Origin of the sequence: Azospira sp. (assembly GCF_030247495.1) — a bacterium.
GTDB classification, from domain to species: Bacteria; Pseudomonadota; Gammaproteobacteria; order Burkholderiales; family Rhodocyclaceae; genus Azospira; species Azospira oryzae.
In genome coordinates, this window is record NZ_JAOTRW010000002.1 from 127,929 (window position 1) to 149,049 (window position 21,121).

The 21,121-nt window shown below is 68.6% G+C and carries 17 protein-coding genes; 10 read left to right on the forward strand and 7 right to left on the reverse strand.

Going from position 1 to position 21,121, the window contains the following annotated elements; all coding sequences use genetic code 11:
• Positions 1–4 precede the first annotated feature (4 nt).
• Both OEL49_RS00600 and OEL49_RS00605 read right to left on the reverse strand, forming a co-directional pair.
• Positions 5–481, reverse strand: coding sequence for a DUF2726 domain-containing protein (locus OEL49_RS00600; protein WP_287873744.1), 477 nt, complete (start codon positions 479–481; stop codon positions 5–7).
• Positions 482–602: 121 nt separating this feature from the next.
• Positions 603–1,922, reverse strand: coding sequence for an FAD-dependent oxidoreductase (locus OEL49_RS00605; RefSeq protein ID WP_287873745.1), 1,320 nt, complete (start codon positions 1,920–1,922; stop codon positions 603–605).
• A 196-nt stretch (positions 1,923–2,118) separates the two neighbouring features.
• Between OEL49_RS00605 and ada the strand changes: the two genes are divergently transcribed.
• The 3 genes from ada to OEL49_RS00620 are packed head-to-tail and all read left to right on the forward strand — an operon-like array spanning position 2,119 to position 4,981.
• A complete protein-coding gene (gene ada, locus OEL49_RS00610) occupies positions 2,119–3,354 on the forward strand; it encodes a bifunctional DNA-binding transcriptional regulator/O6-methylguanine-DNA methyltransferase Ada (RefSeq protein WP_287873746.1) in 1,236 nt (411 codons plus the stop codon).
• Positions 3,351–4,004, forward strand: a complete 654-nt coding sequence (alkB, locus tag OEL49_RS00615; protein WP_287873747.1) for a DNA oxidative demethylase AlkB — start codon at positions 3,351–3,353, stop codon at positions 4,002–4,004. Before ada ends, alkB begins: the two co-directional genes overlap by 4 nt.
• A complete protein-coding gene (locus tag OEL49_RS00620; RefSeq protein ID WP_287873748.1) occupies positions 4,001–4,981 on the forward strand; it encodes a DNA-3-methyladenine glycosylase 2 in 981 nt (326 codons plus the stop codon). Before alkB ends, OEL49_RS00620 begins: the two co-directional genes overlap by 4 nt.
• 7 nt (positions 4,982–4,988) lie before the next feature.
• Here the strand turns inward: OEL49_RS00620 and OEL49_RS00625 are convergent, their stop codons facing one another.
• Complete coding sequence (locus OEL49_RS00625) at positions 4,989–5,918, reverse strand: AEC family transporter (protein WP_287873749.1); 930 nt, start codon at positions 5,916–5,918, stop codon at positions 4,989–4,991.
• A 69-nt stretch (positions 5,919–5,987) separates the two neighbouring features.
• Between OEL49_RS00625 and OEL49_RS00630 the strand changes: the two genes are divergently transcribed.
• From OEL49_RS00630 to OEL49_RS00645, 4 genes are all read left to right on the forward strand, one after another.
• Positions 5,988–6,926 carry a LysR substrate-binding domain-containing protein gene (locus OEL49_RS00630; RefSeq protein ID WP_287873750.1) on the forward strand — a complete coding sequence of 313 codons (939 nt, stop codon included), beginning with the start codon at positions 5,988–5,990 and terminating at the stop codon, positions 6,924–6,926.
• Between the two features lie 62 nt (positions 6,927–6,988).
• Positions 6,989–7,576, forward strand: a complete 588-nt coding sequence (gene mobA, locus OEL49_RS00635; protein ID WP_287873751.1) for a molybdenum cofactor guanylyltransferase MobA — start codon at positions 6,989–6,991, stop codon at positions 7,574–7,576.
• Positions 7,577–7,741: 165 nt separating this feature from the next.
• Positions 7,742–8,941: an EAL and HDOD domain-containing protein gene (locus OEL49_RS00640; RefSeq protein ID WP_287873752.1), complete on the forward strand. Its 1,200-nt coding sequence runs from the start codon at positions 7,742–7,744 to the stop codon at positions 8,939–8,941.
• A 16-nt stretch (positions 8,942–8,957) separates the two neighbouring features.
• The gene (locus OEL49_RS00645) at positions 8,958–11,459 is read left to right on the forward strand and encodes a putative bifunctional diguanylate cyclase/phosphodiesterase (RefSeq protein WP_287873753.1); all 2,502 of its coding nucleotides are present in this window, start codon (positions 8,958–8,960) and stop codon (positions 11,457–11,459) included.
• A gap of 54 nt (positions 11,460–11,513) precedes the next feature.
• Here the strand turns inward: OEL49_RS00645 and OEL49_RS00650 are convergent, their stop codons facing one another.
• The 4 genes from OEL49_RS00650 to OEL49_RS00665 form a co-directional block, all read right to left on the reverse strand.
• On the reverse strand, positions 11,514–12,779 hold the full coding sequence (locus OEL49_RS00650) for a hemolysin family protein (protein WP_235832411.1): 1,266 nt from the start codon (positions 12,777–12,779) through the stop codon (positions 11,514–11,516).
• Between the two features lie 342 nt (positions 12,780–13,121).
• Positions 13,122–13,502, reverse strand: a complete 381-nt coding sequence (locus OEL49_RS00655; RefSeq protein ID WP_014238120.1) for a GIY-YIG nuclease family protein — start codon at positions 13,500–13,502, stop codon at positions 13,122–13,124.
• Positions 13,495–14,133 carry an MBL fold metallo-hydrolase gene (locus OEL49_RS00660; protein ID WP_014238121.1) on the reverse strand — a complete coding sequence of 213 codons (639 nt, stop codon included), beginning with the start codon at positions 14,131–14,133 and terminating at the stop codon, positions 13,495–13,497. Before OEL49_RS00660 ends, OEL49_RS00655 begins: the two co-directional genes overlap by 8 nt.
• Before the next feature lie 38 nt (positions 14,134–14,171).
• Positions 14,172–17,486 (reverse strand): EAL domain-containing protein, encoded by a 3,315-nt coding sequence (locus OEL49_RS00665; protein WP_287873754.1) that lies wholly within the window; start codon positions 17,484–17,486, stop codon positions 14,172–14,174.
• Between the two features lie 198 nt (positions 17,487–17,684).
• Here OEL49_RS00665 and OEL49_RS00670 point away from each other — a divergent pair, with 198 nt between their 5' ends.
• The 3 genes from OEL49_RS00670 to OEL49_RS00680 all read left to right on the forward strand — a co-directional run bounded on the left by OEL49_RS00670 (position 17,685) and on the right by OEL49_RS00680 (position 21,118).
• Entirely contained in the window at positions 17,685–18,110 is a 426-nt protein-coding gene (locus tag OEL49_RS00670) for a c-type cytochrome (RefSeq protein WP_014238123.1), read from the forward strand.
• 53 nt (positions 18,111–18,163) lie between these two features.
• A complete protein-coding gene (locus OEL49_RS00675; RefSeq protein ID WP_014238124.1) occupies positions 18,164–19,540 on the forward strand; it encodes a cbb3-type cytochrome c oxidase subunit I in 1,377 nt (458 codons plus the stop codon).
• Between the two features lie 285 nt (positions 19,541–19,825).
• Positions 19,826–21,118, forward strand: coding sequence for a porin (locus OEL49_RS00680; protein WP_287873756.1), 1,293 nt, complete (start codon positions 19,826–19,828; stop codon positions 21,116–21,118).
• Positions 21,119–21,121 lie beyond the last annotated feature (3 nt).

The following is a 21,121-nucleotide window of genomic DNA, read 5'->3' on the forward strand; positions in this document are numbered from 1 at the left end:
GATTTCAACCGGCAAATACCTTGCGGATGGTTGCTTCGTCGGGCATGGCGCTCACATGCCAGCGGACCAAAGTGATCCCGGCGGCAGCCAGTGCCTTTTCCTTCTTTGCATCCGCCTCCATCCGCGCTGCCCGCTCGTGGCTTTTTTCGTCCAGTTCGATGGCCGCCACGATGCTGGAATCCTTGAGGCAAACCAGGAAATCGAGGCTCATGCGGTTGATGCGGTTGTTCCATTCATGGAATCTGAACCCCTTCTTCACGCCGAGCACCCGGGAAAGCTGGACCTGGGCCAGCACCATACACTCGGGCAAGGCGGCAACCAGCCGGTGATAAAGCACCTGCTCTGGTTGGGACAAGGGCTTCTTGGCATAGAAGGGCCATGCCTCGGCCCCCTTGCCGGACATTCGCCGCAGCAGTAGAACAGCAATGCCGGCAATGACGAGGAAAACAACAACAGCGACAGGAACCAGTTGCTTCAGCACGAGAGCCTCTCCGGATGCGTCCAGCGTTGCCATATCCCCGGGGTGGGAAGCGATGAAACCTGCTCGCGATTATGACAAACAACTTTCCAAAAAAGCCAGAGGCGGCTTCAGACGCCGGACCTTAACCGCCCAATCCCTGCATCTCCCCCATCAACGCCCCATGCCAGGCCAGCTCGTCTGCTGCCAGGTCCGGGTCCCGATACTGGCGCAGGGTCTGGACGATGACGCCGTCGCCGCGAAATTTGTACTGGGTGTCCATCAGCAGCACGTCCAGGGGCTCCGGGTTCACCGTGACGTAGCAGAGATTGTCCGGCAAGGCCGGTTCTGCCGTCTTGCCGGCGGCCCGGGCGGCGATTTCCTTGGCGACGATGCGGCCCATGCGGTTGGCCACGTGGCCGCTCTTGGGGTAGTGGCCGAAGAGGGGCGAGACGGCGCCGACGGCGTCGCCGATGACGAAGATGCGCTCGTCGGCCCGGCTCTGCAGGCTGGTGCCGCGCACCTGGGCCCAGCCGGTGTTCTTGCCGCCGCTCTTGTCACCATCGTCCGGCCCCACCAGCCCGGCCTGCCAGGCGATGTCGCCGGCCTGCTGGGGCGGCATGAGGATGGCCTCGTCCCAGCCGAATTCGCCGGCGGCGGTAACGATGCGGCGGGCGCCCAGGTCCACCCGGCGCACCAGGGCGTGGGGCACGTAGTGGATCTGGTCCTTGAAGTATTCGTTGAAGACCTTGGCGTAGCCCGGGTTGGGCGGATTGGCATCGAGCAGGGTGATGCGGGCGGGAATCCTGTTCAGCTGGAAGTGCCGGGCCAGCAGCACCGCCCGCTCGAAGGGGGCCGGCGGGCAGCGGTAGGGATAGGGCGGCACGGTCATCAGCAGGTCGCCGCCCTTGAAGGCGGCCAGCCGGGTCTTGAGGGCGGCGAACTCGGGTCCGGCGGTGTAGGCCGGGGCGTAGCGGCTGCGGGCCAGGGCCGCGGCCTCCCGGCCGGCGGCATCGTCGCCGAACCAGGCGCTATAGTCGTGGCGGATGCCGGGGGAGAGGATCAGCCAGTCGTACTCCAGGTGCCCCTGGTTGGTGAGCACCTGGCGCCGGTCCCGGTCCACGCCGCTGACTTCGGCCTGGAGGAAGGTGTAGCCGAGGCGGCCGGCCACCTGGCGGTAGTCGAAGCTCAGGGCGGCGCCATCCGCCTGACCCACCAGCCAGTGGTTGCTGCGGGGGCAGGACCAGAAGGCGGGCAGCCGTTCCAGCAGTTCCACTTCCAGCTGGGGCGCCTCCTGGCGCAGATGGCGGGCGGCGGCGAGGCCGCCCCAGCCGCCGCCGACGATGAGCACCCGGCCGCCCTTGCCCGGGACGGTTGCGGGGGCAGCGGCCCGCGCCAGGGGCATGGCGCCGAGGGCGCCCAGGGCGGCGGTGGCAGTGAGGAAGTGACGGCGGCTCGGCTTCATGGCTCGTGATCGCAACGGGAAAGCGCCAGTCTAGCCAAGGACGCCGCCGGGCGACCTGACGCGCATCAATTCACAGCCCTTGCTCCCGGGCGACGGCAGCGGTAAAACCGAACCATGGAATTTGAAAGCAAGCACCGGAGTGCGCCCGGGCCGGCCGCCGCCTAAGCTGGCCCCGTCGCCTTGCCGGAGCATCCCCATGAAAAACGCCGCCCACGCCCAATCCGCCCCCAACCAGCCCGCCGCCCAGGCCGGCGATGCAGCCACCGACGCCGTCGCCGGTGCCGCGACAATCACCGCCGACCCGCGCTGGGCGGCCCTCTGCGCCCGGGACCCGGCGGCTGAAGGCCGGTTCGTCTACGCCGTGCGCAGCACCGGCATCTACTGTCGCCCCACCTGCCCCTCCCGCCGGCCCAAACCGGAGAACGTGCAGTTCTTCGCCGACGGGGAGGCCGCGGCCACCGCCGGCTTCCGTCCCTGCCGCCGCTGCCGGCCGGAGGAGGCGCCCCTGGCCCAGCGCCAGGCTGCCGTGGTGGCCGATCTGTGCCGCTTCATCGAGGCCGCCGAGACGCCCCCTACCCTGGCCCGGCTGGCGGCCCGGGCCGGCCTCAGCCCCCACCATCTGCACCGCCTGTTCCAGGCCCACACCGGCCTCACTCCCGGCGCCTATGCCAAGGCCCGGCGGGCCGAGCGCCTGCGCCAGAACCTGGCCGCCGGCCAGGGAGTGACCGAGGCCGCCTACGGCGCCGGCTACAACGCCAGCAGCCGCCTCTACAGCGAGGCCGGACGGGTGCTGGGCATGACGCCGGGGCGCTTCCGCCAGGGCGGCGTCGCCGAGGAAATTCGCTTCGCCGTGGCCCAGACCTCCCTCGGTGCCCTGCTGGCGGCCCGCAGCGCCCGGGGACTGTGCGCCATCCTGCTGGGGGATGATCCCCTGGGCCTGGTGGCGGACCTGCAGGCCCGTTTCCCCAAGGCCCGGCTGATCGGCAGCGGGCCGGAGGAGGAAGGGCAAACGGCAGGTGAAACGGGCAGCGCCGACTTCGCCGCCTGGGTCGCCCAGGTGGTGGGCCTGGTGGAAGCCCCCCGGCTGGGACTGGCCCTGCCCCTCGATCTCCAGGGCACCGCCTTTCAACGCCGCGTCTGGCAAGCCTTGCAGGCCATCCCCCCCGGAGAGACCCGCAGCTACACCGAAATCGCCCGGGACCTGGGCCTGCCCAAGGCCGTGCGCGCCGTGGCCGCCGCCTGTGTCGCCAATCCCCTGGCCGTGGCCGTGCCCTGCCACCGGGTGGTGCGCAGCGACGGCAACCTGGCCGGCTACCGCTGGGGCCTGGAGCGCAAGGCCGCCCTGCAACAGCGGGAACGGCAGCAGGCGGAAAATCCCGCCGCCAGCACGGCTCCACCCCGCCCCAGACCCGGCACCAAGGCAGCGCCATGAGCGGCACCCCGGACCTCTTTGCCGACCTGCCGCCCCACGCCGAACGGCTGGGGCCGGGCACGGTGCTGCTGCACGGCTATGTCCTGGAGCGGGCGCCGGCACTGATCGCGGCAGTGGAAGGCATCATTGCCGCCTCCCCCTGGCGCCAGATGATTACCCCCGGCGGCCAGACCATGGCCGTGAGCATGAGCAACTGCGGCCCCCTGGGCTGGATCTCGGACCGCAGGGGCTACCGCTACGTCCCTCTCGACCCCTTGCGCGGCCAGCCCTGGCCGCCCCTGCCGCCCCTGCTGCTGCAACTGGCCGACGAGGCCGCCACGGCCGCCGGCTTTCCCGGTTTCGTCCCCGATGCCTGCCTGATCAACCGCTACGCCCCCGGCACCCGCCTCTCCCTGCACCAGGACCGGGACGAGGAGGACTTCTCCCAGCCCATCGTCTCCCTTTCCCTGGGCCTGCCGGCGGTGTTCCTCCTCGGCGGTGCCAGCCGCAACGACAAGACGGTGAAGATTCCCCTGCTGCACGGCGACGTGCTGGTGTGGGGAGGGCCGGACCGGCTGCGCTTCCACGGCGTGCAGCCAGTGAAAGACGGGAACCACGCCCTCACCGGCCCCTGCCGCCTCAACCTGACCCTGCGCCGGGCCCGCCGATGAAGACCAGCCTGACCCTGGCACTGCCGCCGGATTTCCGCGGCGACGACCTGTTGGCCTTCCACCGCCGCGACGGCCAGGCCCTGGCCGAGCGGGTGACGGCGCAGCGCATCGACAAGGGCCTGCTGTGGCAGGGCCGTCCCGCCTGCCTCAGCCTGATGCTGGAAAGCCCCGGGGAGGCGGCCCTTGGCAGGGTCGGCAAGAGACAAGGCAAGGCAGCCGCCGCAAGCGAAGGAGCAGACAAGGCCGCAACGGAAACCTTGGGCCCCGGCGCCCGGGTAACGGCGACCCTGGCGGTGGACGGCGGCCCCCGCCCCGCCGCTGCCGCCGTGCAGGCCCTGGTCAGCCATCTGCTGGGCCTGGCCCAGCCGGTGGCCGAGTTCGCCGCCGCCCATGGGCACAATCCCCAGCTGGGGCCGGTCATCGCCCAACTGCCCGGCCTGCGGGTGCCCCAGACGGCCACTCCTTTCGAGGCCCTCACCTGGGCCGTCACCGGCCAGCAGATCAGCGTCGCCGCCGCCGTTTCCCTGCGTCGCCAGCTGATCCTGGCGGCGGACCTGCGCCACTCCTCCGGCCTCTACTGCTACCCCGATGCGGGAGCCCTGGCCCGGCTCGACGAAACGGACCTGCGCCAGGCCGGCTTCTCCCGCAGCAAGGCGGCGACCCTGCTGGACCTGGCCCGGGCCGTGGCGGCGGGAGAACTGGACCTGAGCTGCCCGGCGGCGGACCTGCCGGGCCTGCAGGCCGCCCTCCTGGCCCGCCGCGGCATCGGTCCGTGGACCGTCAATTACACCCTGCTGCGGGGCTTCGCCTGGCTCGACGGCTCCCTCCACGGCGACGTGGCCGTGCGCCGGGCCCTGGGCCTGCTGCTGGGCCGGACGGTGGAGGCCCGGGAAACGGAAACCTGGCTCGAATCCTTCCGCCCCTGGCGGGCCCTGGCCGCGGCCCACCTGTGGGCCAGCCTGCGCCTGCAGGCCTGAGACAGCCCTAACGGGCGATCACATAGAGGCAGAGGGAAATGGTGGCGAGGGAACCCACCGTGGTGAGCAGGATGACCCGGGCCACCATGCCCCCTTCCCGCCCGTAGAAGCTGGCCAGCATGAAAGGTCCGGTGCCCGTAGGCAGGGCGCTGAGGAGCAGGGCGGCGTGGGCCCACAGGGGCGGCAGCTGGAACACCCGGTAGGCGAGGAGCCCGGTGATGGCGGGCTGCAGCACCAGCTTGGCCAGGACCAGGCCGGCGGTGCCCGAACGCTGCCCCGCCTGGGGCTGGGCCAGGAAGGCGCCGAGGGAAACCAGGGCGCAGGGCGTGGCGGCGCCGCCGAGCAGGGTGAGGAAACGATCCAGGGCCAGGGGCAGCGCCAGGCCGGCCCCGGCCCAGGCGGCGCCGAGCAGGGGCGCCACCACCAGGGGATTGCGGGCCAGGGCCAGGCCGACCCGGGCGGCGATGCGCCAGGGCGAGGGAGCCTGCTGCAGACTGATTTCCACCAGCACGATGCCCACCGCGAAAAGGGCGCAGGCCACGATCAGGGTGGCGATGATGGCCGGCACCAGGCCCTCGTCCCCCAGCACCAGGGCGCACAGGGGAATGCCGAGGAAGCCGGTGTTGGCGTAGGCGGCGGACAGGCCGTCGATGCTGGCGTCGGCCAGGTGGCGCAGCTGGCGCAGGCGCAGCAGCACCGTCACGGCGAATACCGCGACGCAGCCGACGCAGACGGAAATGACGAAGCCCGGCTGCCACAGTTCGGCCCAGGTGGCCGTGGCGGTGGCCTTGAAGAGCAGGGAGGGCAGGGCCAGCCAGACGACGAAGCGGTTCAGCTCGAAGGAGGCCGCCTCCCCCAGGCAATGGCTGCGGCGGCCCACGTAGCCGGCCAGGATGAGGCCGAAAATGGGCAGGACGACTTGCAGGATGGCGATCATGGCGGGGCCGGGGAACCGGGGAGCGGGAACGGAGGCGCCAGCTTAGGACTTCCCCATTCATACCGTCCAATGCTATATAAGTCGTACATCAATACCCTGGACGCAACGATGCTGCCGGACCTGCGCCAACTGCGTTACTTCGTCACCCTGGGCGAGACCCTGCACTTCGGCCGGGCCGCCGCCCTGCTGCACATCTCCCAGCCGCCCCTGAGCCGGCAGATCGCCGCCCTGGAGGAATCCCTGGGAGTCATGCTGTTCCAGCGCAGCTCCCGCCAGGTGGAACTGACCGTGGCCGGGCGGCATTTCCTCGCCCAGGCCCGGCGCCTGCTGGCCGACCTGGAGCAGGCGGTGCAGGGCACCCGGGCGGTGCACCGGGGCGAACAGGGCAGCCTGCGCCTGGACTTCACCATGGCCGCCGCCTGGAGCGCCCTGCCGCCCCTGATCAAGGCCTACCGCCGGGACTTCCCCCAGGTGGAGGTGCAACTGGGGGAACTGCTGCCCCGGGAGCTGGACGATTCCCTCCTGGCCGGCCGTTGCGACGTGGGCCTGGCCTTTCCCTGGCAGCGTCCGGCGGGCCTGGAATACCTGTGCGTGCACCGGGAGCCCCTCTGCGCCGTGCTGCCGGCGGACCATCCCCTGGCGCAGGAGGAGACCGTGGCCGTGGCGGATCTGGCGGGGGAGCCCTTCATCACCTTTCCCGCCGCCACCGCCCCGGCCCTGCACGCCCTGGTGGCCGGCTGCTGCCGGGAGCACGGCTTCGAGCCCAGGGTCTGCCTGGAAACCCACCTGCAGCAGACCATCGTCAATCTGGTGGCCGAAGGACTGGGGGTCTCCCTGGTGCCCCGCTCCATGGGCAAGATGCAGCTGCAGGGCGCCGCCTTCCGCCCCATCGCCGCGCCACCCCTGGTGGAGCAGGGCATCATCTGGGCCGCCGCCAATCCCAACCCCTGCCTGCCCCACTTCCTCGCCTGTGCCCGCCAGGTGCGCCGCCAGGCCGGCCTCGACTGAGGCGCCGCCGCCGCCAGGGTACAATGGCCGCCCCTGCCCACTCCCCGCCTGCCGCTGCCGCCATGCCCTCCCCTTCCCCCGCCTCCCCACCCCCGGTATTCGGCGTCGTCCTGGCCGGGGGCCTGGGCCGCCGCATGGGCGGGGCCGACAAGGGCCTGCTGCCCTGGCGCGGCCGGCCCCTGGCCCAGGGCATCGCCGCCCGCCTGGCGCCCCAGGTGGAGGCCGTGGCCATCAATGCCAACCGCAACGCCGAGGCCTACGCCGCCTTCGGCTACCCCCTGCTGCCCGACCTGCTGCCGGACTACCCCGGCCCCCTGGGCGGCTTCCACGCCGCCCTCAGCGCCAGTCCCCAGCCCCTGGTGATGCTGGTGCCCTGCGATTCCCCGGACTTCCCTGCGGACCTGGTGGCGCGCCTCCGCCACGCCCTGCTCGAGGCCGACGCCGAGGTGGCCGTGGCCCGGGCCGGAGAGCGGCGCCACTCCGTCTTCTGCCTCTGCCGCCGGGAGCTGGCGGCGGACCTGGCGGCCTGGGTGGCCGAGGGCCGCCACAAGGTGGGGGAATGGCAGGACAGCCGCCGCCTGGTGCTGGTGGACTTTCCCCATCCCGAGGATTTCCGCAATTGCAATATCCGAGAAGATTTATTGGGTTAAGACGCTTTATTGACAAAAAGGGTTGAATTTTCCTGGTCTCCCGTTACCATCCCGTTGCAGCGCCCCCCGTCGGGGGATGCCCCCACGAGGTCGGAAAAACGGCCCTCGGGCCCGAAAAAACAAGAATCGACCCAAGAACACCGCTTCGTTTTGAGTAAATCCCTAATGACCTCGGCCACCCTCTCCTGCCTGCGCCCCCTGCTGGACGTCAATCAAGCCTGGTCGGCCCTGGAACTGGGGCCCCGGGGCATCGGCCTGGCCGCCAGCAGCCAGCTTTTCGCCCACGGCCAGAACCAGCCCCAGCCCTCGCCCCTGCCCTGGCTGGTGCCCTTGAGCGGTACGGACCTCAACCACAGCGGCCTGACCCGCCAGCTGCCGCCGCAACAGGTCTCCCTGCTGCTGCCGGCGGAGGTCTGGCTCGATGCGGCCGGCGCCGCCCGCTGCCAGGAACTGGCCAAACAGGGTTACCGCCTGGGGGCCGACGTGGATTCGGCCCCGGCCCTGGAACAATGCGCCGAGGCCGGCGCCCAGCTGCTGCGCCTGGATGCGGCCACGGCCCGGGAGCAGGTCTCCCCGGTGCTGCTCAACCGGCTCAAGGAAAAGGGCCTGACCCTGGTGGCCGACGGCGTCAGCAGCCACGACCTCTTCGTCTGGTGCGGCGCCCGGGGCTTTACCCTGATGAGCGGCGAATTCGTGCCCCAGCCGGAGGAATGCCCCACCTCCCCGGCGGACCCGACCAAGCTGCGCCTGCTCAAGCTGCTCTCCCTCATCGTCCAGGACGCGGACACCCGGGAGATCGAGGAAATGATCAAACAGGAGCCCAAGCTCTCCTACAACCTGCTGCGCCTGGTCAATTCCGTTTCCGTCGGCGCCACCACCAAGATCACCAGCTTCGCCCAGGCCATCACCCTGCTGGGCCGGCGCCAGCTGCAGCGCTGGCTGCAACTGCTGATCTACGCCAACCAGTTCAACGCCGGCAGCCAGCCCAATCCCCTGATGCCCCAGGCCGCCCTGCGCGGCCGCCTGGTGGAACTGATCGCCCTCGCCGCCCATCCGGAAGCGGCGGAGGACACGGACTTCCACGACTGCGCCTACATGGCCGGAGCCTTCTCCCTGCTCGACGTGCTGCTGCACCTGCCCATGGACAGCGTGCTGGCGGCCCTGCCCCTGGCCGACGAGGTGACCGAGGCCGTGGGCCGCCACCAGGGCCCCCTGGGCGACGCCCTGTCCCTGGTGGAAAGCCTGGAACGGGGCCTGCCGGCGCCGGATACGGCCCTGCTGGAAAAGCTGCGCCTGCGCGGCGATGCCCTGGGCCAGCTGCAGGTGGACGCCCTGGCCTGGGTCAGCCACATCGACGTGGCCTGAGGCAGGCGGCAGAACCATGGCTCCCGACCAGGGCAACTCCTTCCTTCCCCATCTGGGTGGCGGCGCCACCGATTTCGAGCTGGCCGGCCAGCTGTGCTACGCCCTGCTGCTGCGGGAAGGCGAGATTCCCGTGGCCCAGCTGGAGGCGATGTGCCGCAGCGCCATGGCCAGCCCGGAAGGCACGCTGTACCTGGCCAACGGGGATGGCACCCTGGAACTGCCCGCCAGTGCCGGCCCCTGGCAGGCCCTGCTTGAAGAAGCGCGCCGCTCGGGCACCGTGGCCACCCGGCCCGACGCCCTGGCCTGTCCCCTCACCTTCCGCGACATGCTGCTGGGGCTCCTCGCCGTGGGCGGCAAGGCCGAGGGCTACAGCGCCCTGGAACACCGCCGTTTCGGCGACCTGGCCGCCCTCCTGGCCGGTGCCCTGCATGCCCGCCAGGCCTTCAACCTGCGCCAGGAAGACCTGGCCCGCATGGAAGCCAAGGTGGAGGAGCAGAGCCAGATCCTCGACCACATCCACGACTCGGTCATCACCATGGACCTGTCCGGCTACATCATGGGCTGGAACAAGGGGGCCGAGCGCCTGTTCGGCTACACCGCCGCCGAGGCCGTGGGCAGGCACATCCTCTTCCTCTATGCCGACGACGGCAGCGAGACCCTGGAGGAGGAGGACGACCTCTTCTACAACGCCTTCCTCGACCACGGCCGCCGGGAATTCGAGGTGCGCCGGCGCAAGAAGTCGGGCGAGGTGTTCTGGGCCAGCGTCTCCCTTTCCCTGTCGCGCAACGAGGCCGGCGAACCGGCGGGCCTCATCGGCTACCTGGTGGACATCACCAACCAGCTGGAGCGGGAAGAGAAGCTGCGCCTGCACGCCAAGATTTTCGAGCACAACAGCGAGGCGGTGATCGTCACCGACGCCATGCAGCGGGTGCTGTCGGTGAACAAGGCCTTCTGCGACATCACCGGCTTCAGCGAGGCCGAGGTGCGCATGAGCCTGCCGGCCCTGCTGCAGCCGACCCGGGACGACCCCAACCTGGCGGCGGAAATCCAGGTGGCCCTGGCCTCCTCCGGCGCCTGGCAGGGCGAGCTGTGGGACCGGCGCAAGAACGGCGACACCTATCCGGTATGGGTCTCCATCAGCTCGGTGAAAAACACCCGGGGCATCCTCAGCCACTACTTCCTGGTCTTCTCCGACATTTCCGAGCGCAAGGAGGCGGAACGGCAGATCTACCGCCTGGCCTACTACGACGCCCTCACCGGCCTGCCCAACCGCTCCCTGCTGTTCTCCCTGCTGGAACAGGCCCTCATTGAAGCCCAGCGCAACCAGACCCACGGTGCCGTGCTGTTCGTGGACCTGGACCGCTTCAAGACCATCAACGATTCCTTCGGCCACGCCCCCGCCGACGCCCTGCTCAAGGAAGTGGCGCGGCGCCTGCAGGAGACCCTGCGGGCCGAGGACGTGGTGGCGCGCCTGGGCGGCGACGAATTCATCGTCGCCCTGTTCGACATCACCAAGCGGGAACACGCCGCCCTGGTGGGGCAGAAGATCCTCGACGCCCTGGCCGAGCCCTTCCAGATCGAACACCACGAGGTGCTGCTCACCGCCAGCATCGGCATCGCCGTCTTCCCCGACGACGGCCGCGACGCGGAAACCCTGCTGCGCAACGCCGACACCGCCATGTACCGGGTCAAGCAGACCAGCGGCGGCCCCCTCTTCTATTCCCAGGAAATGAACCTGCGCTCCCTGGAGCGCCTGAAGCTGGAAGGGGCCCTGCGCAAGGCGGTGGAGCGCCAGGAATTCCGCCTCTACTACCAGCCCCAGGTGGAGCTGGCCACGGGCCGCATCGTCGGCGCCGAGGCCCTGATCCGCTGGCACCATCCGGAACAGGGCATGATCCCGCCCACCGCCTTCATTCCCCTGGCGGAGGAGACGGGCCTCATCGTCAGCATCGGCGCCTGGGTCCTGGATGCGGCCTGCCGCCAGGGCCACCTGTGGCGCGAGGCCGGCTACGAGGACCTGACCATCGCCGTGAACCTGTCGCCGCGCCAGTTCCGCCCCGGCCTTTCCCAGCTGGTGAACGAAACCCTGGAACGGCACGCCTTCCCCGGCGAAAACCTGGAGCTGGAAATCACCGAGGGCATGCTCATGCACAACTCGGAGGCGGTGATCCAGATGCTGGAGGACTTCCACCAGGCCGGCGTGCGCCTGGCCCTGGACGACTTCGGCACCGGCTATTCCAGCCTGGCCTACCTGAAGAAATTCCCCATCGACAACCTGAAGATCGACCGGTCCTTCGTCAGCGGCATCCCCCACGACGGCGACGACTCGGCCATCGCCAAGGCCATCATCAGCATGGCCAAGAACCTGCGCCTGCTGGTCATCGCCGAAGGGGTGGAGACGGAGGAGCAGCTCGACTTCCTGCGGGCCGCCGGCTGCGACGAAATCCAGGGCTACCTGTTCAGCCCGCCGGTGCCGGTGGAGGATTTCCAGCTGCTGCTGGAACGCAACAACGGTTGACGCAAAAACGCCGGGCACTGCCCGGCGTTCTTCTTTGCGGCTGAGACTGTTGCCTCAGGCGGCGTCGGCCTGGTCGTCCGTCTCCGGGTCGCCCAGGGACAGCAACACCTTGTCCACCCGGTTCTTGTCCATGTCCACCACCTCGAAGCGCCAGCCGGCCAGGTGGAAATGGTCGGCTTCCACCGGCACTCGGCCCAGCTGGTGCATGACCAGGCCGCCCAGGGTGTGGAAGGCGTTTTCCTCTTCCCCCGGCAGCTCTTCCTTGACCTCCAGTACCGACTTCAGGCGCTCGATGGAAAGGCCGCCGTCCATCAGGTAGGAACCGTCCTCCCGCTCCACCACGTCCTGCTCGCCGTCGTCGTCCTGGCTCGGCATGTCGCCGACGATGGCGGCCAGCACGTCGTTGAGGGTAACCAGGCCCTGCACCTCGCCGTATTCGTCGATGACCAGGGCGAACTGGGCCCGGTTGCGGCGCAGGGATTCCAGCAGATGGGTGGTGGTGACGCTCTCCGGCACATAGACCGGCGGCCGCAGGGCCTTGCGCACGTTGAAGGGGGCGTTCTCCAGCACCGGCTTGAGCAGGTCACCCCGCTGCAGGATGCCCAGCACCCGGTCCAGGCCGTCCTGGCAGACCACCACCCGGGCGTAGGGGCACTCGGCCACCTGGCGCCGCACCTCGGCCTCGGATTCGGCCAGGTCCACCAGGTACATGTCCTTGCGCGGCGTCATGATGGCCGCCACCCGCTGCTCGTCCAGGCGCAGCACGTTGGAGACGATCTCCTGTTCGCTCTCATGGAAGACGCCGGCCTCGGCGCCCTGGCCCATGAGCACCTTGATCTCGTCGTCGGTCACCGGCGGCTCATCGCTGCGGCGGGCGCCGAAGAGGCGCAGGATGGCGCCACTGGAAGCGGAGAAAAGCCACACCAGGGGCGCCGTCAGGCGCGACAGCCAGCCCATGGGCCGGGCCACCAGGGAGGCGATGCCCTCGGGGCCGAGCAGGGCCAGTTGCTTGGGCACCAGTTCGCCCACCACCACCGACATGTAGGTGAGCAGGACCACGGTCAGGGAGAGGGCGATGACCCGGGCCGATTCGCCCAGCAGGGGAAACTGGGACAGCCATTGGGTCAGGGGATCGGCCAGGGCCGCCTCGCCGACGGCGCCGCTGAGAATGCCGATGGAGGTGATGCCGACCTGGATGGTGGAGAGGAAACGGGAAGGTTCGCTATGCAGTTTCAGCGCCGCGGCGGCGCCCTGGCTGCCGTCCTCCGCCATCCGCTGCAGGCGGGCCTTGCGCGAGGACACCACGGCAATTTCGGACATGGCGAAAATGCCGTTCAAAACAATCAACAACAGGATGATGCCTAGATCCATACAGGGCCGCGACCACCGTTTCCGGAGCGGCTCGGGGGTGAAGAAGGCGTGAAGATAGCATTTTTCCCGCCTTTCCCGCTATCTTGCCCGCCCGATCGACGCCGAAGCCCGTGGATAAAGGGGCTCCGGGGGAGCAACAGCTTTGCCACAGAGGACACAGAGAGCACAGAGGGTTTCCTTCTTCGCTGCCGGCACCTAGCCAAGCCTCCGGCTCCCATCTACACCAAACAACTCGGCTTCCCGCCTTTTCTCTGTGTTCTCTGTGCCCTCTGTGGCTAAGTTTTCCCCGCCTCAAACCCCCAGATACTTGAGATGGCTGCCGCAGCCTGCCTGGCAGTCGGTGCTGCCGAAGCCCGGGATCAGCACTTCTCCCGGCATGTTGCGGTTGATCTGGCATTCGGGCTCGTCGAAGAGGCGGGTGCCCACCACCTGCACGCCGGGGGCGGTGAGCAGGTAGTCGATGTGCCAGTGCAGCAGCTTGTGGGGCGAGAGATGGCGGGCCAGGCGGGCCGCCATGTTGCGCCGGGCCGAGCCCGTGTAGACGTAGCGGCCGGCCGGGAAGGAACAGGGACCGAGGCGCCCCACCGTCACGGTGACGGGCTGCGCCACCTGGATCAGCAGCTGGTAGGTGGGGGGCTCCGCCTGATCGACGGTCTCGACCATTTCAGCCATGGGCGCCGACGAAGGGGTTGAAGCGCCGTTCCTGGCCGAAGGTGGACATGGGGCCGTGGCCGGGAATGAACTCCACCTCGTCTCCCAGGGGGAACAGCACTTCCCGGATGGAGCGGATCAGGGTGTCGTAGTCGCCCTTGGGAAAATCGGTGCGGCCGATGGAGCCGGCGAAGAGCACGTCGCCCACCAGGGCCAGCTTGCCCGGGCGGTCGAAGAAGACCACGTGGCCCGGGGTGTGGCCCGGGCAGTGCAGCACCTCCAGGGTCTGGCGCCCCACCTGCACGCTGTCGCCGCCCTGGAGCCAGCGGTCCGGGGTGAAGCTGCGCACGTCGGGGAAGCCGAACATTTTGGACTGCTGGGGCATGCCGTCGATCCAGAACCGGTCGTCCACGTGGGGCCCTTCCACCGGAATGGCCAGTTGGGCCGCCAGTTCGGCGACGCCGCCGGCATGGTCGATGTGGCCGTGGGTCACCAGGATCTTTTCCAGGGTGACGCCGTGCTTCTCGGCCGCGGCCAGGATGCGGGGCAGGTCGCCCCCCGGGTCCACCGCGGCGCCCCGCATGGTCTCGGGGCACCACAGCAGGGTGCAGTTCTGTTCGAAGGGAGTGACGGGGACGATGGCGTAGTTCATGGCGCAAGCCTGGTTCGTTGAAGGGGCGTCAGGGGACATCAAGGGGCGACGGGCAGGTCGTCGGCACAGGGGGCGGCGACGCAGCGGGGTTCCCGCTGGGCGATGATGGCGGCCTGCAACTGTTCCAGGGCCGCCAGCAGGGCCCGCCCATGGCGGCGCAGCTGGGGGATGACGGCCTTGGCGGCCCGGGCGTCGCCGGCCTGCAGCTGGGCCGCGGCGGCCCTGGCCAGGGCATGGACCTCCCGGTGGGGGCCGTCCAGCGCCCCATAGGCGGCCAGGTCGCCGTAGTTCTGCTGGCCGCTGCCCAGGTACCAGATGCCGAAACGGCAGCGGGTGGGATCGGCCAGGTCGGCGGGCAGGCACTCCGCGTCGCCCTCCTCCAGGGCCTGGATGACGGTGTCGATCCAGCGCCGGTGCTCGACCTGGGCCGCCACCAGGGGAAAATCCTCCCGCAGCCACTGCTGGGACGCCACCTCGACCCAGCGCGGATCGGGCTCGAAGGAGGCGGCCCAGGCGGGCACCTCCGCCGCCGGCATGGGGCGGGCGATGGCATAGCCCTGGGCATGGATGCAGCCCAGGCGCAGCAGCATGACCCCGTGCTCGACGGTTTCCATGCCTTCGGCGACCACGCTGCGCTGGAAGGCGGAGGTCAGCCCCACCACGCCCTCGACGATGGCCAGGGCTTCCGGGTCGTGCAGCATATCGCGCACGAAGGACTGGTCGATCTTCAGGGTGCGGGCCGGCAGGCTCTTGAAATAGGAGAGGGAGGAATAGCCGGTGCCGAAGTCGTCCAGGGCGAAGCCCACCCCCAGGCGCTGGCAGGCGGCGATGACCAGGCTCACCTGGCCCACGTCTTCCAGGGCCGCGGTTTCCAGGATTTCCAGTTCCAGCAGCCGCGGCGGCACCGCCGGATGGCGCTCCAGGGCCCGCTGCAGGCGGGGCAGGAAGTTGGGCTGCTGCAGGTGGCGTGCGGCGATGTTGATGCTCACCGGATAGTCCCAGCCCAGGGCCTGCCAGGCCTCCAGCTGGGCCAGGGCGGTTTCCATGACCCAGTCGCCGATATCGACGATGAGGTCGGTCTCCTCCAGGTCCACCAGGAAGGCCGCCGGCGCCAGGATGCCCTGCTCCGGATGCTGCCAGCGGATGAGGGCCTCGAAGCCGACGATGAGGCCGGAACAGAGATTCACCTTGGGCTGGTAGTAGAGGCGGAACTGCTCCTGCTCCAGGGCGGCGCGGGCATTGACTATGGCTTCCCGCAGGCTGCGGGCCCGGCTGTCCTGCTCGGTGTCGAAGAGCTGGTAGCGGTTGCGGCCGGACTGCTTGGCGGCGTACATGGCCTGGTCGGCGTGGCGCACTAGGGTGTCGGCATCGGCATCGTCCGTCGGATAGATGGTGACGCCGATGCTGCCGGAAACGCTGGCCGTCTGTCCCTGCAGGGCAAAGGGAGCGGCCAGGGAAAGCAGCAGCCGCTCCAGGATCTGCTCCAGTTCGGAGAGGGCGGTGAGGTCGTTGAGAAGCAGGACGAATTCGTCGCCCCCCAGGCGGGCCGCCGTGTCGCCACCGCGCAGGGAGCGGCGCAGGCGCTCGGCCACGTCCATCAGCAGGCGGTCGCCGGCCTGGTGGCCGTGGCTGTCGTTGATGGCCTTGAAGCCGTCCAGGTCCAGGTAGCACACCGCCAGCAGCTTGTTGCGGCGCTGGGCCTGGGCCATGGCCAGGTGCAGGCGGTCGCTCATCAGGGTGCGGTTGGGCAGGCCGGTGAGGGCGTCGTAATGGGCCAGGCGCTCCAGGCGACGCTGGTTTTCCTTCTGCTGGGTGATGTCGGAAAAGACGCCGACGAAGTGGCTGATGCGCCCGCCATCGTCATGCACGGCGCTGACCGTCATCAGCACCGCCGTCACCGCCCCGGACTTGGTGCGGTTCCACATCTCGCCCTTCCAGAAGCCCCGCTCGGAGACCACCTGGAACAGCTGGCGGAAATAGGTACGGTCGTGGTGGCCGGAATTGAGCATGCGGGCCGGCTGGCCGATGGCCTCCTCCCGGGCGTAGCCGGTGAGTTCGCAGAAGGCCCGGTTCACCTCGATGATCAGGCCTTCCGGGTTGGTGATGAGGATGCCGTCGTGGCTGTTCTCGAACACGCTCAGGGCCAGCCGGTGCTGCTCCTCCCCTTCCTTGCGGTCGGTGATGTCCCGCCCCTCGGCCAGCAGCTGCAGGGGCTGGCCCGGTTCGTCCTCCACCGACTTGAGGATGAAATCCACGTAGCGCAGGCGGCCGTCACGGCGCATGTGGGTGACCTCGAAGCGCTGGGCCTCGCCGCCCGCCGCCACCCGCTCGACGGCCTGGCGCAGGCGCTGCTGCACCAGGGGCTCATGCACCCACCAGGGCGTTTCCCAGAACAGCTGGCCCAGCACCTCGGCGGGCTGGCGGCCGATCAGGTCCAGGGCCGACTGGTTGGCCTCCAGCAGGCGCCCCTTGAGGTCCAGGATGCCGATGAACTCGCTGGTCTGGTTGAAGACGGCGCTCAGGCGCAGGCGGCTTTCCCTGAGCTGGGCGCGGATGGACTGGCCTTCCTGCAGCACGTAGTCCAGGTATTCGCTTTCCAGCTGGCTGACGATGTCGTGCTCCGACACCACGCCCACCACCTCCCCGGCCGCCCCCACCACCACCAGATGGCGCACGTGCTCGGCCTGCATGCGGTCCACCGCCTGGCTGAGGGGATAGCCTTCCGGAATGCTGGCCACCGGGGCGCTCATCACCGCGGCCAGGGGCTGCTCCAGGCTGTCGGCACCGCGGCGGAAGAAGCGCAGGGCGTCCCGCTCGGTGAGGATGCCCAGGGGCCGGCCGGCCTCGGCGACGACGACGCAGCGCAGGCTGCCGGCGGACATCAGGGCCAGGGCCTGGCGCACCGTATCGCCGGGCTGCAGCAGCTGGACGCTGCTCTGCATCACCGCATTGACGTCCCGCAGGCGGCGGAAGAAGGCGACCCCCAGGTGGAAGCGGAAGTCGCTCTCGCTGACCACCCCCACGGGCTGGCCCGCTTCGCCGGTCACCAGCAGGTGGCGGATGCCCTTTTCCGCCAGCAGGTGGTAGGCGTGATGCACGGACATGCGGGAATCGGCGGTATACACCGGGGAGCTCATCACCTGATCCACCGCCAGCAGGCCGTCCACGTTGGCGGAGAGGGCCCGCAGGATGTCCCGTTCGGTGACGATGCCCACCATCAGGGCGCCCTCGCGCACCAGCAGGGAGCTGATGCGGGCCGTTTCCATGACTTCCACCGCCGCCAGCAGGGTGGTCCGACGCTCCACCTCGACGATATTCCAGGTCATCAGGTCTGCGAGGGTGCGTTCGGGCATGGCGTGAGGCCGGACTAGGGGTGAAGCCTCAATTCTAAGGGCTGGAGGGCGGAATCCCAAAGCCGGCCTTGTCCGGAGAGCGACGGAGGCCCTTCCGGCCTTTTTGATTCACATCATGGCTGCATAAGGAGCCCCGTCGCTACTCTCCGCACTGCCGTGTTCCATCTTTATTTTTTCCTCTCATGAAAGGAGGGCAGCATGAGCGGCGCTTTCACTAAGTCGATGGCGCGCAATATCTTTTTCGGCGGAACGGTCTTTTTCTTTCTGCTGTTCTTGGCATTGTCGTTCGACTCAACCGCAACACTGCCGAAGCGCGATAACCGGGCCAATCTGACCCCGGCCGTCGCCAACGGTAAAAAAATCTGGGAAACCCGTAACTGCATCGGCTGCCACACGCTGCTGGGCGAAGGCGCTTACTTTGCGCCCGAGCTGGGCAATGTGTATCCCCGCCGCGGTGGTGACTTCATCAAAGCCTGGATCAAGGGCCAACCCAGCGGTGCCCCCGGCCGTCGCCAGATGCCTCAGTTCAACCTGACTGAGCAGCAACTGGACGATCTGGTGGCTTTCCTCAAGTACACCTCTGAGATCAATACCGCCAACTGGCCGCCCAACATCGAGGGCTGATGCCTCGACGCGGACCCCAGAAAAACAGAGCTTACGCTTAAGGAGTCATCGCTATGCAATATAAATCCCAGGCCGTTGCCACGCCGTATTTCATCGCGGCAATCGGTCTTTTCGTCGGGCAGATCATATTCGGGCTGATCATGGGCCTGCAGTATGTGATCGGGGACTTCCTGTTCCCGATGATCCCCTTCAACGTGGCCCGCATGGTCCACACCAACCTGCTCATCGTGTGGCTGCTGTTCGGCTTCATGGGTGCGGCCTACTACATGATCCCGGAAGAATCGGAAACCGAGCTGTTCAGCCCCAAGCTGGCGCTCGCCATGTTCTGGATCTTCCTGGTGGCAGGGGCCCTGACCATCGTCGGCTACCTGGCGGTTCCCTACGCCACCCTGGCCGAGCTGACCGGTAACGACCTGCTCGAAACCATGGGCCGCGAGTTCCTGGAACAGCCGCTGATCACCAAGGTGGGTATCGTCATCGTCGCCCTGGCCTTCCTCTTCAACATCAGCATGACCGTGCTGAAGGGGCGCAAGACCTCCATCTCCCTGGTGATGCTGCTGGGTCTGTGGGGTCTGGCCGTGTTCTTCCTGTTCTCCTTCTACAACCCCACCAACCTGGTCCTGGACAAGTTCTTCTGGTGGTGGACGGTGCACCTCTGGGTGGAAGGCGTGTGGGAACTGATCCTCGGCGCCATGCTGGCCTTCGTGCTGATCAAGGTGACGGGCGTGGACCGTGAAGTCATCGAAAAGTGGCTCTACGTCATCATCACCCTGACCCTGGTCACCGGCATCATCGGTACCGGTCACCACTACTTCTGGATCGGCACGCCCGAATACTGGCAGTGGTGGGGTTCCGTGTTCTCCGCCCTGGAGCCCATCCCCTTCTTCGCCATGACCGTGTTCGCCTTCAACATGGTGAACCGCCGTCGTCGCGAACACCCCAACAAGGCCGCCACCCTGTGGGCCCTGGGGACCGGTGTGATGGCTTTCCTGGGCGCCGGCGTGTGGGGCTTCCTGCACACCCTGGCTCCGGTGAACTACTACACCCACGGCACCCAGATCACGGCAGCCCACGGCCACATGGCCTTCTACGGTGCCTACGTGATGGTGAACCTGACCATGATCTCCTACGCCATGCCCATCCTGCGCGGCCGTGCTGCCAACAGCAACAAGTCCCAGGTCCTGGAAATGTGGAGCTTCTGGCTGATGACGATCTCCATCGTCTTCATCACCCTGTTCCTCACCGCCGCCGGCATCCTGCAAGTCTGGCTGCAGCGCGTCTCCGAGACTCCCCTGTCCTTCATGGCAACCCAGGACAAGATCTCCCTGTTCTACTGGATGCGTGAGTGGACCGGCGTGGTCTTCCTCATCGGCCTGATCCTGTACATCGCCAGCTTCTTCGTGAAGGGCGAGGACAAGGCAGCCGCCTGAGGTCCCGGCAACACCTCCGCCCCCGCCGCCCCAACCGCGGCGGGAGCGGAACCAGCAACACCTTTTTTGTCACCTCCCAACCTCCGTTGACAAACCGGCGCACTCGCAAGGGTCCGCCGGATTTTTTTTGCCCCGCCGAACGGCCGGGACCGCAGCCGGCGGGCCTGCCGGCGTGTATTAATTGCTTTTACGCAGTGCAGCAATTGGTTAAGCTGCGTCAAGAACAGACTGACAGCCAACAGACGCAATTCCCTCGAGCCGCACCAGGGGGGGTGGAATTGACCAATGTATAAAGAAAACAGTCTTGCCCAGAACCGTCCCGACCCCGGCCCGATGCTGGCGCCGGGGCCGTCTACAGCCTGCCTCGCAGCCCTGCTCGGCGCCCTGCTCTGCCTGCCGCTCGCGGCCGCCGCGGACGCTGCCGACAGCCTGGAGAACGAGCCCGCGCGCCTGCATCTGCGGGGCTTCGGCACCCTGGGCCTGACCCGCTCCTCCGCCGACGGCGCCGACTTCGTGCGGGACCTTTCCCAGCCCCGGGGCACCTCCGGCGGCAACTGGTCGTCCCGGGTGGACAGCGTGCTCGGCCTGCAGGCCAACTGGCAGGCCACCGACCAGCTCGAGGCGGTGGTCCAGGGCGTCACCCGCTACCGTTACGACCAGACCTACCAGCCCGAACTGACCTGGGCCTACCTCAAGTACGACCCCACCCCCTCCCTCAGCCTGCGGGCCGGCCGCCTCGGCACCAATTTCTTCATGCTCGCCGACTCCCGCCTGGTGGGCTATTCCTACCTGGCGGTGCGGCCCTCGGTGGATTACTTCACCTCCCTGCCCTTCTCCCACGTGGACGGGGTGGACGGCAGCTTCACCTTCCCCCTGGGGCCGGGCCTGGGCAAGGTGCAGGCCTTCAGCGGCCGCATGCACGGCAGCCTGGCCCTGGGCGACCAGCAATGGCAGATGGGCGGCTCCAGCATGTACGGCGGCCACCTGGACTACCTGCAGGGCCCGTGGACCCTGCGGGCCGGCTACGCCCACCTGCGCTTCGGCCAGAACCTGCCCATCGACCCGGTGGTTAACGGCCTGCGGGCCAGCGGTGTACCCAGTGCTGCCGCCGCGGCCGACGCCCTCGGCACCCAGGACAAGGACAGCGAGTTCTACTCCCTCGGCGCCCTCTACGAATCCGGCCCCCTGCAGGCCCAGCTGATGCTCAACCGCATCCGCCAGCAGAGCGCCGCCTTCCAGGATTCCCGGGCCGGCACCCTGCTGGCCGGCTACCGCATCGGCCAGTTCACGCCCTACGCCGGCTATTCCTGGCAGAAATCCACGCCCAAGAGCCTGACCACGGGACTGCCCCCTGGCCTGCTGAATGCGGCCGTCAACAGCATCCTGGCCGATTCCCGCAGCCACCAGCACACCGTGACCCTGGGCCTGCGCTGGGACTTCCGCACCAACATGGACCTGAAGCTGCAGTACGACGCCGTGCGCGGCAGCAGCGATTCCATCTTCCCCACCCGCCGCGACACGCCGGGCTGGAACGGCCGCACCGACGTCATCAGCATCGTCACCGACTTCATTTTCTGAGAC